Genomic DNA, 16312 nt, shown 5'->3' with positions numbered 1-16312 from the left:
TTCGCTTTTGCTTAAAAGCCCTTGAAAAACATATGCCTTGGGTGTAATATCTGAAAAATCCTGTAAATGGGAGTGTGGCCCATGGCAAGATCTCTTGAGTATATAAGGGAGCTGGTTAAGCAGCACAGGGGGTCGAGGGTCTCTTACCGTTCGATGAACGGCAGGCGGAAGGTGGAGGAGCGCGAGGGAGTGATAACGGAGGTTTATCCATCCCTATTCACCCTCTACGTTGAGTCTCAGCGGAGCACGGTGTCGTTTAGCTACACCGATGTGTTGACTAAAGAGGTAATCCTGGAGCTTTTGCCTGGCCATGAGAGGTTAGCTTAGGGGTTATCTTTATGGTGGTTAGTGCACCAGAAAATAGTAAAACGATTTAGGCGCCCCGCCTTCGTTGAAAAAGAGGTCGGGGCGCTTATCTTTTGGAGAGAGGTGATCCCATTGGAGTACGTATTATCGTGTGATATGAAGATCAACCTATGTCTTTGGGTGGGCCAGCTGGATGCAGATGGTTATCATCCGGTTAGAACTTTGTTTTTGAGACTGAGGTCTCCGGAGTTCCTGAGGCTGAGGTCTTCGGATCGTTTCCGGCTGTTTCACCGTGGTGATCCATTTTATGGAGAACACATAGTGGAACGGGCGGCTACTATGGTCTATGATTTGAAACTTAGCATACCACAAGTGGAGGTGGAGTGTGTAAAGGCTCTTCCAGCGGGTGGTGGGGTTGGTGCTGGTAGCGGGAACGCCGGGGCTTTCTTGCGCTGGGCTTTTTATTCGGCAGGCAGGCCGGTTGATATGGCTATGGCGGCCAAGCTGGGGAGCGATGTCCCCTTCCTAGCCTCTGAAATGAATCTTGCTTGGGCGGAGGGCAGAGGGGAAGTCCTATCTCCGGTTTCAGCCCACACTGGAGACATTAAATGTCTGGTGGGGTTTCCTGTATGGCCCATGTCCACGTCTTTGGCATATCACATGTTGGACCAGATGAGACCTCATGTAGGGCCTTTGCCAGAAAGGGATGACTTCACGGGCCATTTGAATGCCATTGAAGAAGGTAGGGTTGTCGGTCTTCTCCCTAACGATTTTTTGATTGTTTCTGAGAAAATAAGGGAGGAATACATTAAAATATGGACGGTGTTTGAGGCTTCAGGGGCTCTTGGGTGGGGTCTCTGCGGAAGCGGAAGTGGATTTTTCGGCTTATTCAAAGATCATGATTGCCTGAACAGGGCTGCCAGGATGCTTGGGAGCTTTGGTTTTGTTAAAAGTCTTATGCGGGCGGAGGTTATCCAATGAAGGGTCAGAGGACAGAGAGGTTAGTGAGAATAGCTTCCCGTTTCATGTTAGGGCCGTCGAGGCATCTTTCCCTTACCGATTTAGCCCAGGATTTCGAGGTGTCTAAGACGGTGATAAGCGATGACATGGAGATAATCCACAGGGCGTTTTCGGAGGAGATGCTTGGTGTTGTGGATGTTGACAGGGGTCGCAGCGGAGGGGCTTACTTCGTGCCAAGGGTTGGGGATGAGCTGAGGCGAAAGTGGCTTGGGCAAATTGCAGAGACCCTTTCTCAGCCTGAGCGGGTTCTACCCGGAGGTTTCGTTTACTACACGGATCTTATCTTTGACCCCAGGATTGCCTCTGTGTTGGGTCTTATCATGGCATCTAATTTCTCAAGCCTTAAGCCGGACACGATCATGACATCGGAGGTAAAGGGCATACCTATTGCCATGTTTGCCGCCCATGCCCTGGGGGTTCCCCTATCCATTTGCAGGTTCAGGAACAGGCCTAGCGACGGGCCTGCTGTGGCGGTTCACTTCCCCACCGGAGCAGGAGATGTTAGGACCATGTACATGGGGACAAGGCAGCTTGGCAAGAGCAAGAGGGTTCTTGTCGTTGATGATTTCATGCGAGGGGGCAGCACCGTTTGGGGGATGCTTCAAATGGCCAGGGAGTTTGGTTCTGAGGTTGTGGGGGTGGGGGTTTTCATAGCCTCTGAGGAACCCGCCAAGAAAGCGGTGCCAAGTTACAACGCATTGCTCACAGTTTCCGGGTCCGGTGATTCATTGAAGATACGCGTGAATCGGTGACTTTGCTGATGATCCCAGCGGCGAGGGGAGAAAAAATTCCACGATCCCATTTGACGTATCCGGGATCATAGGGTAGAATGCTTCCTCGGGAGGAGGTGACCCCCTCATGATCGTCCGGATCGAGGAGGATGAGTGCATAGGCTGTGGCGTGTGTGCTCAGATCTGCCCGGATGTGTTCGCCCTTGATGACGCGGTAGGCAAGGCCAAGGTTATTAAGCCCGACGGTTCTCCCTGCGTCCAGGAGGCGGTGGACAGTTGTCCGGTCAGCTGCATCAAGGTTGACTAGGGGGATCGATCCTCTTTGAGGGCCCATAGCTCAACGGGTTAGAGCCACCGGCTCATAACCGGAAGGTTCCTGGTTCGAGTCCAGGTGGGCCCACCAGCATTCTAAAGCCGCCTTTTGGGCGGCTTTTTTTGTATGATGGGGCTATTTCTGCTTCTTGTGCGGTTTGCTGCGGGGGGATGTTATGAAGGTATTTGAGTTTGCGGCGTCGTTGGAGAGGTTGTTGCCGTTAAGTTGGGCCTACGATTGGGACAACTGTGGTCTTGTGGTGGGCAGCAGGTCATCCCAAGTGGATAGGGTGGCTGTTGCCCTGGAAGCGGATCTCGGCTCGATCCGATGGGCGGCGGAAAACCAGTGCTCCCTTTTGGTGGTTCACCATCCCCCCATTTTCAAACCCATGAGCCGAATAGTGGACGATGCGGTTGGATATCCAATCATCGATGCGATCCGGCTTGGGGTCTCCATATATGTGTGTCATACCAATTGGGATGTTGCCCCCTTTGGTGCCAGTGTTGTCCTAGGGAAGTCCTTGGGCCTTTGTGGTATGGTCCCCCTGGAGGCTAGGGGTGAGTGGGGCTTGGGGGTGATGGGGGACATAGACCCCGATGACCCTTTTAAGATCATGTGGAGAGCCAAGGCATCTTGGGGGCTTAGCTGGGCAAGGGTTGAGGGATCTCGTGATGCTGTAGGCCGGGTTGCCATCTGTGCCGGTTCCGGGGGTGATATATGGCCCCTGGCCTTAGAAGCCGGTGCGGAGCTGCTCATAACCGCAGATGTTAAGTACCATTCGATTAGGGATGCCAATTCCTCAGGGCTGGTTTTAGGTGTAGTGGATCATGGAGAGATGGAGTGGGCCACCATGGATGCCTTGAGCACATTCCTGCGGGGACTTGGAGTTGAGACTTTAGTAGCCCCGAGAGCTGAGATCCCTGGGGTTTTCTTATAGGTGTATGTTTGATTTGTTTGCTGTTAAAATGTCGGATAGGGCCACGTTGTCGTGTAAAATTAAGTTGCTTAGAGTAAAAGAGAATGCCTCCTGTTGTTAGGGTAGAGGCTTTATGGAGGGGTGACCTGAGTATGGCGGACAGGGTTTTTAGCGGTATGAGGCCTACCGGTAAGCTGCATTTGGGGCACATGGCGGGTGCGTTGACCAATTGGGTTAACCTGCAGGATTCCCATGAGTGTTACTACTGCGTGGTGGATTGGCATGCCCTCATGTCTGATTACGCAGACAGCAGCATGCTGATGGAAAACTGCAGGGAGATATTGTTGGATTGGCTTGCGGTGGGTCTTGACCCTTCTAAGTGTTCCATATTCGTGCAATCTCACGTTAAGGAGCATGCGGAGTTAAGTCTAGCGCTGTCCATGGTGACCCCGCTCGGGTGGTTGGAGAGGAATCCCACGTACAAGGATCAGATACTTAACCTTCAAAACAAAGACCTCTCCACCTATGCCTTCTTGGGTTACCCGGTGCTCATGGCGGCGGATATACTTCTCTACAAAGCGGTTAAGGTACCGGTTGGGGAGGATCAGTCGGCCCATTTGGAGTTAAGCCGTGAGATAGCCAGGCGTTTTAACTACTATTTTGGGGAGGTCTTCCCAGAGCCTCAGGCGCTTCATACCACCACGCCTAAGATCCCAGGAACGGACGGGCGTAAGATGAGCAAGTCCTACGGCAATTCCCTGAATATAGCAGATGACCTGAACGTCCTCTGGGATAAACTTAGGACCATGATGACTGACCCAGCCCGGTACAAGAGGACCGATCCTGGGGACCCCGATAAGTGCCCGGTGTGGGATCTGCATAAGTTTTTTAATAATGATCCAGAGGAGATGGAGGAGCTGGCTCACGGTTGCAGAACCGCTGGGATAGGGTGTGTAGACTGCAAGCGCAAGCTCTTCGGTCACATAGAGGTGGTCATGACGCCGATTCACGAGCGGAGGAAGTCGTTAGAGGGAGATCGAAGCCTTCTTGATGGCATAATCCATGAGGGGGCCAGAAAGGCCAGGTTGGTGGCCCAGGAGACCATGGAGGAAGTGTACAAGGCAATTGGGATGCTACGTTAATCTGTCTGATGACGGCAACCTAAGCGTGACCCTTGAAGGGTTTTCCGGTCCCTTGGACCTCCTATGTCAGCTTGTAGAACGAGGGAAGCTGGATGTGGCGCGGATATCCCTGGTGGACCTTCTGGGTAGATATGTTGAGTTCTTGATGTCTCAGGAGGTTAGCCTTAGAGAGATAGGAGAGTTCTTCTCTTTCGCAAGCCGTATGGTTTTAACCAAAGTGAGGAGGCTTTTCCCCTCGGTAGAGCCTTTTGAGGATGACATTCAGGGCGTGGATGGAGATATGGACCCAGAGGGGGCCCTCCGGAGATCCCTGGCAAGATACAGGCCTATAAGAAAGGCTGCAATCTGGTTGGAGGAACGGCAGAGGTGGCGCGAGAGGTTTTTCGTGAGGCAGGCGGAGGAGGGGCCGCTGCTTTTTGAGGCGGGTGATCTTTTCGCCCTTGGTAGGGTGTGGTGGTCTCTGTTAGATAGGAGGGACCACGATCAAGACCGCTGGGATGATTATGACGAAGAGATTGAGGACGCTAAGGTTAATGAATATAGCGTTGAGGAAATCATGGGGGCTATAGAGAGAAGGGTTGCGGGAGGGCCTGTGTCTTTGCGGCAGCTTATTGGTTGTGGAGCTCCAAGGGGCATGCTGATAGCCTCCATATTGGCCCTGCTCGAACTATGCAGGTTAGGCAGGATAAAGATCATTCAGGAGGAGCCTTTTGATGATATCGTCTTCTCCACTCCATGATCAGGACCTGTCGGTAGACTTGGACAGGAAGGTAGAAGCTTTGCTGTTCGTGTCCTCTGGTCCAGTTGGGGAGAGGGAGCTAGCTTCTTTCCTGGGGGTATCATCCAAGGATATAAGGGCGTCTCTTGGGAGGCTTAAGGCAAGATATGAAGGGGCTTCCGGCCTGGATCTAATATCCGTGGCGGAAGGGTGGTTGATGGTAACCGCTGAAGATCTAGCAGAGGTCGTGGCTGCTTTCAGGGATGTCTCCCAGAGCCAAAGGTTGAGGTTGAGCCGGGCAGCGGTGGAGACCCTTGCAGCGGTGGCGTATCATCAACCAATAACCAGGGCGGAGATAGAGGAAATAAGAGGGGTAAGATGTGACCGGGTTTTGGATACCCTTTTGAAGCATGGATTGATACGCGTAGGGGGGCGTAAAAAGAGCCCGGGTAACCCGTTGCTTTACAGGACCACATCCCGTTTCATGGACCTCTTTGGATTGTCATCCCTCTCTGATCTTCCATCTTTAGAGGACCTGATGGAAGAGATCGGCGGATATGAGGAAGGTTGCTCTTCTGAAGCAGGAGGGGATGTGGTTGAGGATTAATCAGTACCTTGCCAGGTGTGGCATCGGATCCAGAAGAAACGTTGAGCACCTGATTTTGAACCACCGAGTGTCTGTAAACGGCGAGATCGTGGAAGCCCTTTCCTTCAAGGTCCAAGAAGGGGATCTTGTTATGGTGGACTCCAAGGTGGTAAGACCGCTGGAGTCAGTATATATCGTCATGAACAAGCCAAGAGGAGTGGTATGTGCGGTAAGGGATCCTCGATGTAGGACGGTCTTGGACATACTTCCATTTCGCATCCGGCAGCTTGCTCCTTTCCCAGTGGGTCGACTTGACAAGGATAGCCAGGGGCTTTTGATCCTCACTAACGATGGTGACTTTTGCGATTCTCTGTTGCATCCAAGCAGGGGTATAATCAAAACATACGAGGTTGACCTGGACGGAGAGGTTCGCTCGGACCTATTGGATCGGATGAGATGTGGCATTTGGTCCGAAGGTGAGTTTCTTAAGCCCGTTTCTGTGGACAGGATTGGAAGAGATAAGATCCGGGTGGAACTTCAAGAGGGAAAGAAGAGGGAAATACGAAGGATGGTTGCCTCTCTTGGCCTTCGGGTTAGGTGTCTTCTCCGTCGCAAGATAGGGAGGATGGAGCTTAGACATCTGCCGTATGGTGGATTTGCTCTTTTCTCAAAGGATGACATGTGGCATCATATCACTGTGGGTGGTATGGTATAGCGTAGGGTTTATGAAGGCAGTCTTTACCCTGATGTTATTAGGAGGGGTTACATGCAAGGGCTTGATGATCGTACCCGTGACCTGATACAAAGGCGCGTGCTTAAGCGTGTCAGCGACATACCTTCTCTGCCCCAGTTTGTCATAGATACCCTGAAGAAACTGGATGATCCCAAGAGCAACGCCCAGGATGTGGCGGATAAGCTTGCCAAGGACGAGGGGCTGGTGCTCAGGATACTGAGGTTGGCTAACTCCGCCTACTATGGTTTGCCCCGAAGGATAACCAGCGTTTCGGAGGCCATCGCGTTGCTGGGCTTCAAAACAGTTAAGAGCATAGTCCTGGCCGCATCGGTGTACAAGTTTATGGACGGGGCTTTCACTGGTTATGCCCTTGACAGAGGGGAGCTGTGGAAGCACTCTCTGAGCGTAGCTTTCTCCGCCCGACATATAGCCAAGCGTTTTAAGGATGTGGATGATGAGGAAGCTTACGTGGCGGGCATGGTCCATGACATAGGCAAGATAGTGCTCAACGATTACGTCCGTTTTGGCTACAGCATAATAGTTAAGCTGGTGGAGGAAGACAAGATGCCCTTCATGGATGCGGAGCGCCAGGTCTTGGGCTTTGACCACGCCCAAGTTGGGGGGCTTATCATGGAGCAGTGGAACCTGCCTGAGCGTTACATGTTGGCTGCCAGGTATCACCACTCCCCCTGGGAGTTGCCTGATGAGTACTTGGATCATCGTAAGTTCCTTGATGTGATCCACGTGGCGAATGCGTTGTGTCTTATGTTGGGGGCCGGTATAGGAGCGGACGGTCTTCAGTATAGCGTGTGGCCTGATAGCTTGGAGCGGCTTGGGCTGTCATCTGATGTTGAAGCTTTGATGTCCGAGCTGGTTGACTTGATGGCTCAAGTGGATGAGGAGCTCTCCATGGAGGCTATGGAATGAGCCCCAGAGGTCCCGTGGTGGTGTTGGACGGTCCTGCCGGTTCCGGGAAGAGCACGGTAGCTAAGGCGTTGGCTAGGGTTCTCGGGGTTCCTCATCTTGATACCGGTGCCATTTATAGATCAGTAGCTTTATATATGTATCAGCACGGTATTCCCGCCGAGGACAGCGACGAGCTTCGCAGGGCCCTGGAAGAGATAGTCATAGAGATGAGGGACGAGAGGGTCTTCCTCTGCGGATTAGATGTGACTGAGGAGATAAGGACTCCGAAGGTTGACTCGCTGGTATCTGGTTATGCCGCCATTCCTTCGGTCAGGAGGGCTCTGCTCGGCTTTCAGCGAGATCAAGCTAGGCATGGGGTGGTGGCGGAGGGAAGAGATATGGGGTCGGTGGTGTTCCCTGATGCGGATGTTAAGATATTTCTTACCGCCTCCCCGGAGGAGAGGGCTAGGAGAAGGCACTTACAGCGGATCTCGGCAGGGGTTCAATCAGATTACGATGAGGTCCTAAGAGAGGTGCAAGAGCGGGACAGGTTGGATACTCAAAGGGAGTGTTCCCCGCTGCAGGTGGATCCTGGTGCTTTTGTCTTGGATACGACCGGTTTGTCCCTGGATCAGGTGGTAGAAACCCTTGAAAAAGAGGTGGGGATGAGGCTTGGTAAGGGAGCTTAAACAGAGTCGTTTCCTTTACTACTTGGTTAAGGGCCTCTTTCGTGGGGCCCTATCGTTGTATTTTAAGATCCGCGTGAGGGGATTGGACGGACGTTCCCTCCCCACACCGTTGATAGTGGCTTCTAACCATTGCAGCCACCTGGATCCTCCGTTGGTGGGATCCTTTTTTCCGGGAGAGCTTTGTTATCTGGCTAAGGAAGAGCTCTTTCAAAACCCCTTTATGGGGTGGATGTTGACTCATCTTGGTGCTTGCCCTGTGAGAAGAGAGGATGCCCAGGGAGCGGGCGGTGTGATGAGGCTGATGCTTAAGATACTAAGGGACGGGCGCAGCCTCTTGATCTTCCCGGAGGGCACCCGTTCATTGGATGGAAGGCTTAAGCCCCTTGAAGAGGGTGTTGCTTTCTTGAGTTTGAAGGCCAATGTGCCTATCCTGCCTGTTTTCGTTAGGGGAACTTTCGAGGCCTTCCCCAAGGGGGCGAAGATGCCGAGACGGGGGAGCATAACTTTAAACTTTGGTGAAATCATAACCCCCGAACCTTTTGTGGATGCCAACGGCAACGGCAAGGAGGCTAGGGGGAAGTTGCTTTCGACTTTGGAGGAATCCCTTAGGGGGTTAGGGCGGGATTTATGAGGGAAGACGGAGCCATAGTGGTGTCCATAGACCCAGACGACGAGGCCTCCATGGAAGAGATGGAGGCCCTGTTGATGAACCTGGGCTACACGAAGTTCCGTAGGATGGTTCAGAGGCGTCGGCGCCCGGATCCTTCCAGCTACATAGGCTCCGGATTTTGTCTTAGGGTGGCCCATGTGGCGGCAGAATGTGGTTTCCGTTTGGTGGTGGTGGATGGTCAGCTATCCCCGACGCAGAGGAGGACGCTTGCGAATTTGCTGAAATTGGAGGTTTGGGATAGGCCTTATCTGATAATGAAGATATTTGAATCCCGGGCCTATACCGCGGAGGCTAAGCTTCAAGTTCAGCTAGCGGCAATGAAGCACGAGATACCTTACCTTAAGGGGTTGGGCTTCCAGATGTCCAGAGCGGGTGGTGGAATAGGGACCAGGGGGCCTGGGGAGACCGAGTTTGAGCGGCACAGACGGAAGATAGCTCGTCGTGTTAGATCTGCGGAGGCGAAGTTAGAAGAGCTTCGTCGAAGGCGTTCTGCCCAGAGGGAGCGCCGCAAGCGGCTTGGCATAAAGACCGTTGCACTCGTGGGTTATACGAATAGCGGGAAGACCACCCTTTTATCCAAGCTGTCAGGGGATGTTGACGTGAAGGGGGCGGACAAGCTGTTTGCCACCCTTGATACCCTTACCAGGGGAGTTCGTCTTGATGACCACAGGGTGGTTATGTTCTCTGATACGGTCGGTTTTATAAGGAAACTCCCTGTAGAACTTGTGGCGGCTTTTCGAGCCACTCTAGAGGAAGTGGCCTTTGCGGATATGGTTGCTATGGTGATAGACGGGGCGTCCCGGGAGGCGCTAGATCATATTGGTGTAATAGATGAGGTCCTAGATCAGATAGGAGCCGGGGATGTCAGAAGGGTAGTTCTGCTGAACAAGATGGATATATGGGATTCCGGTGATGAGGGGTTCGAGGTCCTGAGTGCCGTTAAGGCGAGGGGGTTCCCCGTTTTCCCGGTCAGTGCCCTTACAGGCCAGGGCATAGGAGATTTTCTGGCGTGGCTTTCCAGCGTCATTTGAGTTTGATCCAATGGCCCCTGCTTTGGCATTGGTAATTTGGGATTTAGCCTTAGATTTACCGTTTTATGCAGTTTCCTGGCGTTTATAGGGGGGATGTATTTGTTCAGTATGACTGGTTATGGCAGTGCCAAAGCGGATGGTGATTGGGGAACCATGACCATGGGGATAACCAGCGTCAATCATCGATATCAGGAGATAACGGTTAAGCTGCCAAGGGAATTCTCTTGGTGGGAGCCTTGGTTTCATAGAAAGATAAGAAGTGCTTTCTCCCGTGGTAAGGTTAGCTGCAGGTTGGATGTTGCGTGGAGCGGACGATGTGGTAGCAACATGATAAATCGGGACTTCCTGATGGCTCTCTATAGGGATGTTGCATCTATGGCCTCCGATATGGGTGCACCTCCTGTGGATCTTGGGTATCTATTGGGAGTAAGCGGGGTTCTTGACGGCAGATCTGCCGTTATGGATGAGGATGCACTGGAGGAGATTTTTTCTGACCTGATAAATAGGGCTGTTGAGGATTGGAATGCCAGCCGCAGAGCTGAAGGGGAGTTTCTGTGGGGGGAGGTCATGGGCAAGATCTCTGTCTACGAGGGCATCATAGATGACCTAAGCTCCGCATGGGGGGAGGCCAGAGATCGGGCTTTTGAACATGCAAAGGAGAGGGTATCTGCCATGCTGAAGGATATGGGCCTTGATTTGGATGAGTCTCGTTGGGCCCAGGAGCTGGTTTTAATGGCAGATAGGTGGGATGTGGAGGAGGAGTTATCCAGGATACGCTCTCATCTCCTTCAGTTTCGCCAGGTGACCTCTAAGGAGGGGCCTTGGGGTAAACGCTTGGACTTTATAATTCAGGAGCTCAACCGGGAAACCAACACCATAGGTTCCAAAGTCAACGATGCTGTTCTGAGGTCCATGGTCGTTGATGCTAAGACCGCCCTGGAGATGGTGCGGGAGCAGATTCAAAATCTGGAGTGAGGGCCATGAGGATGTTGCACGTAGGTTTCGGTAACATGGTTTCCGTGGACAGGATAGTTGCTATAATCAGTCCCGCCTCTGCGCCAATAAAGAGGCTTAAGGATGAGGCTCAGCGGGAGGGTCGCCTTGTGGATGCTACCCAGGGCAGAAAGACCAGGGCCATACTTGTCATGGACAGTGGCCACGTTATACTCTCCGCCCTTCAGCCGGAGACGCTTTCAAACCGATTTTCAACGGAGGGGGCCGTCGATGATGGAGAATAACGAGCTCCGAAGGGGAACCCTCTTTGTGATATCCGGTCCCAGTGGAGCCGGTAAGGGGACCCTTCGTAAGATGCTTTTTGACAGGCTTCCGGATCTCTTCTATTCGGTATCCTACACCACCAGGTCTCCAAGGCCAGGGGAGACAGATGGGGTTGAGTACAGGTTTGTGTCGGAGGAAGAGTTTAAGCGTATGATAGATGAGGGAGTCTTCCTGGAGTGGGCCTGCGTGCACGGCAAGTACTATGGTACTAGTGCGGACGACATTGAACGGATGCTTGCACAGGGCAGGGATGTGGTTCTTGAGATAGATGTCCAGGGGGCAAAGCAGGTTAGGCAAAGGATACCCGAAGCGGTAACCATCTTTGTGGCGCCCCCATCGGTGGAGGAGTTGGAGCACCGTCTCCAGGGGCGTGGAACCGAAGAGGAGCGGGAGATGTCCCTGCGTCTTAAAAATGCGATAGATGAGCTTTCCCACGCTGGGGAGTATCAGTATAGGGTGGTTAACGATCAGGTGGATTATGCCGCAGAGGACCTTATAAAAATAATAGAGCGCCATAGGAAATTCAGTGGGAGGTGTTGAGCAGTGATATTCTGCGATATTGATAAGATATGCAGGGAGAGGAACATACCCAATAAGTACGTCTTGGCCTTGGTTGTGGCCGCGAGAGCGAGGCAGCTAAGCGAGAGAAAGGGGCGTCTTGGGGACGACGAGAAGTATATTTCGAGGGCCATAGACGAGATAAGCCGCGGGGAGATAATCCTATCGTACGGTGGGGATTCTCACCCGGATGCCACCGTGAAGGAGACCGTGTAAGTTGCCTGCTTGGAAGAGGGGGCGCCGGATCCTTGTAGGGGTATCCGGTGGCATATCTGCTTACAAGATATTGGACTACATAAGACACCTTCGCAGGTCGGAGTGCGAGGTGGAGGTTATTTTGACCAAGGGAGCGGAGGCCTTTGTAAGTCCCTTGGTCATCTCCACGTTGACGGGCCGGCGCTGTTGGTTGGAGGAGGACTTTCTTAATCCTTCAAGGGGATACCAGATTCCCCACATAAATTTGGCGGACTGGGCGGAGGTGTTTGTAATAGCCCCATGTACCGCCAACGTGTTGAGCATCGCTGCCGCAGGATCTTCGGACACGCTGTTGGGGGCTACCCTTTTGGCGGCCCGATGTCCGGTTTTGATCTTTCCAGCCATGAACGTGCACATGTGGGAGCACAAGGCTACCCAGCAAAACGTTTCGACTTGTCTCCAGTGGGGGTATCAGGTGATTCCGCCGGAGGAGGGGGCACTTGCCTGTGGCTATGAAGGGAAGGGGCGTCTTCCTGCCACGGAGGTCTTGGTGGAACACACCTGGAGGTCTCTTTGCCCGGACAGATCGTTCAGCGGCAGGTCTTTCCTAATAACCGCGGGTCCTACCTGGGAGTTTATAGACCCTGTAAGGTTTATAAGCAATCCGAGCTCTGGGAAGATGGGGGTTGAATTAGCCAGGGCTGCATGGTACCGGGGTGGAGATGTCACATTGGTATGTGGTCCTGGGGTGTCCGTGGATGTCCCGGGGGTTAGGTTTATACCGGTGATCTCAGCGGAGGACATGCTCTTAAGATGCATGGAGAACCGAGATGTGGATGTGATCATAAAAGCCGCTGCGGTGGGTGATTATAGGGTTGCGACCCCCAGTTCATCGAAGATAAAGAGAGAGGGAAGGGAAAGGCTTACGCTGGAATTGTTTAGCAACCCAGATATTGCTGCCAGATTGGGGGAGGAGAAGGGGGAATCTCAGATACTGATCGGTTTTGCTGCGGAGACGAACAATCTAGATGAGAACGCCGTAAAAAAGATGAACGCTAAGGGGCTTGACGCCATAGTGGCTAATGACGTTACCGAAGAAGGTTGCGGTTTCGGAGTTGATACTAACAGGGTTGTCATGCTGGATAGGAGCGGTGGGCGGTTTGAGTTCTCCGGGAGCAAGGAGGACGTGTCCCATATGATCCTTGATCGGGTGGCTGTGATGATGGAGGGGGCCAAGTAAGTTAGTGTTTACGCTGGGGGTCCTGATAGCAGGTCCTTGGCGGGGGCCTCTCACGTATTTATGGGATGAACCTTTGGAAGAGGGTGTCCCTGTTAAGGTGCCCCTTGGAAGGGGAGGAAGGGATGCCTTCGGGGTTGTGACGGTATCTTCGTTGGAGACTTCGATCGGGGTGCTTGGGGAGCTCAAGTCCATATCGAAGGTCTTAGGGAGTCCGTTACCCCAGGACCTGTGGTATCTGGTTGGATGGTCCTCCAAGTGGCTTGGAATCCCCATGGGGAAGGTTTTGGAGCTTGTGGCGCCCCGTTGGGTTTACCAGGACAAACCGTCTGCCCCTATCCTTCTTCCCAGGGTGGATATCCGGGAGGATCGGAAACCCCTTATGGAACACGTCCTCTTACCTTCTGATCATGACCGGGTGCTTGAGGCGGCCCGAATGTATGGCCCCAGACTCGTAGCCCTCTTCCCTCAGAGGCAATTAGCAGCTGTTCAGGGGGAGCTCCTTAGAAGAGAAGGGTTTAAAGTTTTGGAGTGGCCCTCATCCCCCTCATCTCAACGTAAAGCCTATCTAAGGATGCTTAGTGGTGACGTAGAGGTTGTGGTGGGATCTCATGGGGCTGCCTTTTTGCCCTTTCCTCCGGGGTGGCGGGTCTTTATGGACGATGAGAGCTCCGATGCTTGGATCCCTATCTCCTACCCCACGTTTTCAATCCGGGCCATGGTGGTTGAAAGGTGCAGAGTATCTGGTGTGCAGCTGCTTTTGGGGTCCAGGCTGCCCTCCTCCAAGGTTTTCCTTCGGTGTGCCCGAAGGCCTGAGGGGGATCTAACAGCGGCCAAAAGGGTGATGTTGGTTAAACCTAATGGGTCCAGCGGCGTAGGTGGTCTCTTATCCTATTCGTTGATAAACAATACGCGAAGAGCTTTGAGGGCTGGCAATGTGGCACTTTGGATCCTTGATAGAAAGGGCTATGCGGGATATCTTGTATGCCTGGATTGCGGTGAGGATATAAAGTGCGTCTCTTGCGAGGCTGCGATGAGGCTTGATGCGGAGTCGGGGGTTATTAGATGCCCTTCTTGCGGTGATTCCAGGGAATCGCCGGAACGCTGTCCGATTTGTGGTGGCCCGTTTTTTGAGATGGGAAGGGTGGGGCTCCAGGCGGTTGTGGAAGAGGCGAGGCAAAGGTTCCGTGACCACCGCGTACTATACTTTGACGGTGACATGCTGGAGTCCCAAGTTAAAGATCTGATCAAGGGGGCGAAACCACCGTTTCTTGCTGTTGGCACCAGGTCGGTGTTATCCCTTTGCGATCTCTGGGATGTTAGCCTGGCTGCCTGGTTAGAAGCCGATACCGAGGGATTTTCAAAGGCCGGATACGATAGGGATTTCCGAGCGCTTTCCCTCATGTGGGAGTCCCTTTGGCGAGGTAAATCCCCAGAGGGGAGGACTTTGCTGGTCCAGACCCTGCGCCCGGCTCGTGGCTGGAGACGATTTTTAAGATCCGGCTGGAGGCGTTTTTGGGAATTAGAGATTAAAGAGCGTTTAGCCCTAGGGATGCCACCCTTTACTAAGGTTCTAAAGATAAGGGTGGAACCGTCGTCGTTGGAGGCCTTCAGGGTTGCCCTTGCGGGGCTTGAATCGTCGGGGGGCATAATGGGGTTTGCCGAGGATGCTGAAGGTTTTACGGTTAAACTGTCCAGGGATGCGGACGTAGGGGCTGTTATGTCTTGTCTCCCACCCCCTCTGCGGCTCACATCCAAGCTGCCGGTGGTTTGGGTGTTCAGTGATTAGTGATTAGTCATCGTTACGCTTGGTTGTTGGGTTCATTTGTCCTTTGTCTTGGGGTTTTCGATCCGATGGTTTGCAGTTTACTTTTTATGTGAGGAGGTGATCTCTTTGTCCGTGGTGGCTATAGTGGGGCGGCCAAACGTTGGTAAGTCGTCCCTTTTTAATCGTCTTGTGGGGAAAAAGTTGGCCATAGTGGAGGACATTCCGGGTGTTACCAGGGATAGGTTGTATGCGGAGACGGAGTGGGACGGAAAGAGGTTTTACCTTGTTGATACGGGGGGCATAGAACCCGCTTCCCCGCATCCTTTCCAGGATGCCATAAGGCGTCAGGTGGAGATCGCCCTGAAAGAGTGCGATGTGGTCATATTCCTCTTGGATGGTAAAGAGGGTGTAACTGCCGGTGATGAGGCCATAGCTGAAATGTTGAGGAGGTCTTCTAAGCCGGTGGTTGTGGCCATGAACAAGATAGACAATCCCAAGAGGGAAGACAACGTTCTTGACGCTTACTCCCTGGGGTTTCCCCTGGTGATGGGCATAAGCGTTGAGCATGGTATAAACATGGGTGATCTTTTGGATGCGGTGGCTTCGTCTCTACCTGATGATGAACCTGTTGAGGATGACGAAGGGGCCATAAGGTTTTCCATAGTGGGTCGTCCAAACGTCGGTAAGTCATCCCTCTTTAACCGCCTTATAGGGGAGGAACGGGCGGTGGTAAGTCCGATCCCTGGTACCACTAGGGATACTGTGGACGTAGATTTCCAGTGGAATCAGCTCAAGTTTAGGATAATGGATACCGCTGGGCTTAGGAGAAAGAGCCGGGTCGATGACTCGTTGGAGTATTATTCGGTGGTCAGAACCTTAAAGGCCATAGACAGGTCTCACGTGGCCTTGCTCCTGATGGATGCTTCAGAGATGCTTACCGAACAAGACAAAAGGCTGATGCTTCACGTGGAGGAGCGGGGGAAGGGATTGGTTATTGGGGTCAACAAGTGGGATCTCCTTACCCCTTCTGAGGATCTTGGGGACCGTATAAGGGATAGGATAAGGGATGAACTGCCTACATTATCTTACGCGCCGATGGTTTTCCTATCCGCCAAGACCGGTAGGGGAATTCAGAAGGTACCTGAGCTGATAGCTAGGGCATACAATAACCGGTTGAGAAGGCTTAAGACCGCGGATCTGAACAGGCTCCTTCGTGACACCCTTCAGTTTGAGAGGATGCCAGGAGATGGGAAGGGTAGGTACCTGAAGATATATTATGTGACCCAGGCGGACATGGCGCCCCCTACGTTCATCTTCTTTGTTAATCATAGAGAACTGGCGGATAGATCATTTACGAGGCGCCTTGAGAAACTTATAAGATCCATGGGGGATTTTGAAGGTACGCCTATAAGGATCTGGTTCAGGAACAAGGAGGACCAATCTCAGTGATAGCCTTGACCGGATGAGCGTTGGGGCATCATAATTGGTCGAAGCTTTTTCTGTTTCCTCTGGTCT

At 52.8% G+C, this 16312-nt stretch carries 20 protein-coding genes and 1 tRNA gene; all 21 read left to right on the top strand.

From position 1 onward, the window contains the following. Window positions 1-81: 81 nt before the first annotated feature. The 21 genes from THEVEDRAFT_RS05105 to der all read left to right on the top strand — a co-directional run bounded on the left by THEVEDRAFT_RS05105 (window position 82) and on the right by der (window position 16246). Window positions 82-327, top strand: coding sequence for a Veg family protein (locus THEVEDRAFT_RS05105; RefSeq protein ID WP_006583644.1), 246 nt, complete (start codon window positions 82-84; stop codon window positions 325-327). A gap of 21 nt (window positions 328-348) precedes the next feature. Next, entirely contained in the window at window positions 349-1287 is a 939-nt protein-coding gene (locus tag THEVEDRAFT_RS05100; RefSeq protein ID WP_245522605.1) for a 4-(cytidine 5'-diphospho)-2-C-methyl-D-erythritol kinase, read from the top strand. After that, a complete protein-coding gene (locus tag THEVEDRAFT_RS05095; RefSeq protein WP_006583642.1) occupies window positions 1284-2078 on the top strand; it encodes a phosphoribosyltransferase family protein in 795 nt (264 codons plus the stop codon). Before THEVEDRAFT_RS05100 ends, THEVEDRAFT_RS05095 begins: the two co-directional genes overlap by 4 nt. Before the next feature lie 106 nt (window positions 2079-2184). Then, entirely contained in the window at window positions 2185-2364 is a 180-nt protein-coding gene (locus THEVEDRAFT_RS05090) for a ferredoxin (protein WP_006583641.1), read from the top strand. 19 nt (window positions 2365-2383) lie between these two features. Further along, window positions 2384-2460, top strand: a tRNA-Ile gene (locus THEVEDRAFT_RS05085). Window positions 2461-2545: 85 nt separating this feature from the next. After that, window positions 2546-3307: a Nif3-like dinuclear metal center hexameric protein gene (locus THEVEDRAFT_RS05080; RefSeq protein WP_006583640.1), complete on the top strand. Its 762-nt coding sequence runs from the start codon at window positions 2546-2548 to the stop codon at window positions 3305-3307. A gap of 131 nt (window positions 3308-3438) precedes the next feature. Further along, on the top strand, window positions 3439-4428 hold the full coding sequence (trpS, locus tag THEVEDRAFT_RS05075) for a tryptophan--tRNA ligase (protein ID WP_006583639.1): 990 nt from the start codon (window positions 3439-3441) through the stop codon (window positions 4426-4428). Window positions 4429-4453: 25 nt separating this feature from the next. Further along, the gene (locus THEVEDRAFT_RS05070) at window positions 4454-5167 is read left to right on the top strand and encodes a segregation and condensation protein A (RefSeq protein ID WP_342610189.1); all 714 of its coding nucleotides are present in this window, start codon (window positions 4454-4456) and stop codon (window positions 5165-5167) included. After that, on the top strand, window positions 5142-5753 hold the full coding sequence (gene scpB, locus THEVEDRAFT_RS05065) for an SMC-Scp complex subunit ScpB (RefSeq protein ID WP_006583637.1): 612 nt from the start codon (window positions 5142-5144) through the stop codon (window positions 5751-5753). The genes THEVEDRAFT_RS05070 and scpB overlap by 26 nt, the downstream gene beginning before the upstream one ends. Continuing rightward, entirely contained in the window at window positions 5743-6447 is a 705-nt protein-coding gene (locus tag THEVEDRAFT_RS05060; RefSeq protein ID WP_006583636.1) for a pseudouridine synthase, read from the top strand. Before scpB ends, THEVEDRAFT_RS05060 begins: the two co-directional genes overlap by 11 nt. A gap of 96 nt (window positions 6448-6543) precedes the next feature. Beyond that, complete coding sequence (locus THEVEDRAFT_RS05055) at window positions 6544-7392, top strand: HDOD domain-containing protein (RefSeq protein WP_245522603.1); 849 nt, start codon at window positions 6544-6546, stop codon at window positions 7390-7392. After that, window positions 7389-8060: a (d)CMP kinase gene (gene cmk / locus THEVEDRAFT_RS05050; RefSeq protein WP_006583634.1), complete on the top strand. Its 672-nt coding sequence runs from the start codon at window positions 7389-7391 to the stop codon at window positions 8058-8060. The genes THEVEDRAFT_RS05055 and cmk overlap by 4 nt, the downstream gene beginning before the upstream one ends. Window positions 8061-8133: 73 nt before the next feature. Continuing rightward, window positions 8134-8691, top strand: coding sequence for a lysophospholipid acyltransferase family protein (locus tag THEVEDRAFT_RS05045; RefSeq protein ID WP_281054562.1), 558 nt, complete (start codon window positions 8134-8136; stop codon window positions 8689-8691). After that, window positions 8688-9761 carry a GTPase HflX gene (gene hflX, locus THEVEDRAFT_RS05040; RefSeq protein ID WP_006583632.1) on the top strand — a complete coding sequence of 358 codons (1074 nt, stop codon included), beginning with the start codon at window positions 8688-8690 and terminating at the stop codon, window positions 9759-9761. The genes THEVEDRAFT_RS05045 and hflX overlap by 4 nt, the downstream gene beginning before the upstream one ends. A 108-nt stretch (window positions 9762-9869) precedes the next feature. Beyond that, the gene (locus tag THEVEDRAFT_RS05035) at window positions 9870-10736 is read left to right on the top strand and encodes a YicC/YloC family endoribonuclease (protein ID WP_245522767.1); all 867 of its coding nucleotides are present in this window, start codon (window positions 9870-9872) and stop codon (window positions 10734-10736) included. Between the two features lie 5 nt (window positions 10737-10741). Continuing rightward, a complete protein-coding gene (locus THEVEDRAFT_RS05030) occupies window positions 10742-10999 on the top strand; it encodes a DUF370 domain-containing protein (protein WP_006583630.1) in 258 nt (85 codons plus the stop codon). Next, window positions 10986-11579, top strand: a complete 594-nt coding sequence (gmk, locus tag THEVEDRAFT_RS05025) for a guanylate kinase (protein ID WP_006583629.1) — start codon at window positions 10986-10988, stop codon at window positions 11577-11579. Before THEVEDRAFT_RS05030 ends, gmk begins: the two co-directional genes overlap by 14 nt. A gap of 3 nt (window positions 11580-11582) precedes the next feature. Next, window positions 11583-11813, top strand: coding sequence for a DNA-directed RNA polymerase subunit omega (locus tag THEVEDRAFT_RS05020; RefSeq protein ID WP_006583628.1), 231 nt, complete (start codon window positions 11583-11585; stop codon window positions 11811-11813). Window position 11814: 1 nt separating this feature from the next. Next, window positions 11815-13032 carry a bifunctional phosphopantothenoylcysteine decarboxylase/phosphopantothenate--cysteine ligase CoaBC gene (gene coaBC / locus THEVEDRAFT_RS05015; RefSeq protein ID WP_006583627.1) on the top strand — a complete coding sequence of 406 codons (1218 nt, stop codon included), beginning with the start codon at window positions 11815-11817 and terminating at the stop codon, window positions 13030-13032. Between the two features lie 4 nt (window positions 13033-13036). Then, the gene (locus THEVEDRAFT_RS05010) at window positions 13037-14818 is read left to right on the top strand and encodes a primosomal protein N' family DNA-binding protein (RefSeq protein ID WP_006583626.1); all 1782 of its coding nucleotides are present in this window, start codon (window positions 13037-13039) and stop codon (window positions 14816-14818) included. Window positions 14819-14923: 105 nt separating this feature from the next. Next, complete coding sequence (der, locus tag THEVEDRAFT_RS05005; RefSeq protein ID WP_006583625.1) at window positions 14924-16246, top strand: ribosome biogenesis GTPase Der; 1323 nt, start codon at window positions 14924-14926, stop codon at window positions 16244-16246. Window positions 16247-16312: the final 66 nt, after the last annotated feature.

It is taken from the genome of Thermanaerovibrio velox DSM 12556, from assembly GCF_000237825.1.
GTDB classification, from domain to species: domain Bacteria; phylum Synergistota; class Synergistia; order Synergistales; family Synergistaceae; genus Thermanaerovibrio; species Thermanaerovibrio velox.
This window is presented reverse-complemented; position numbering and strand designations above follow the sequence as displayed.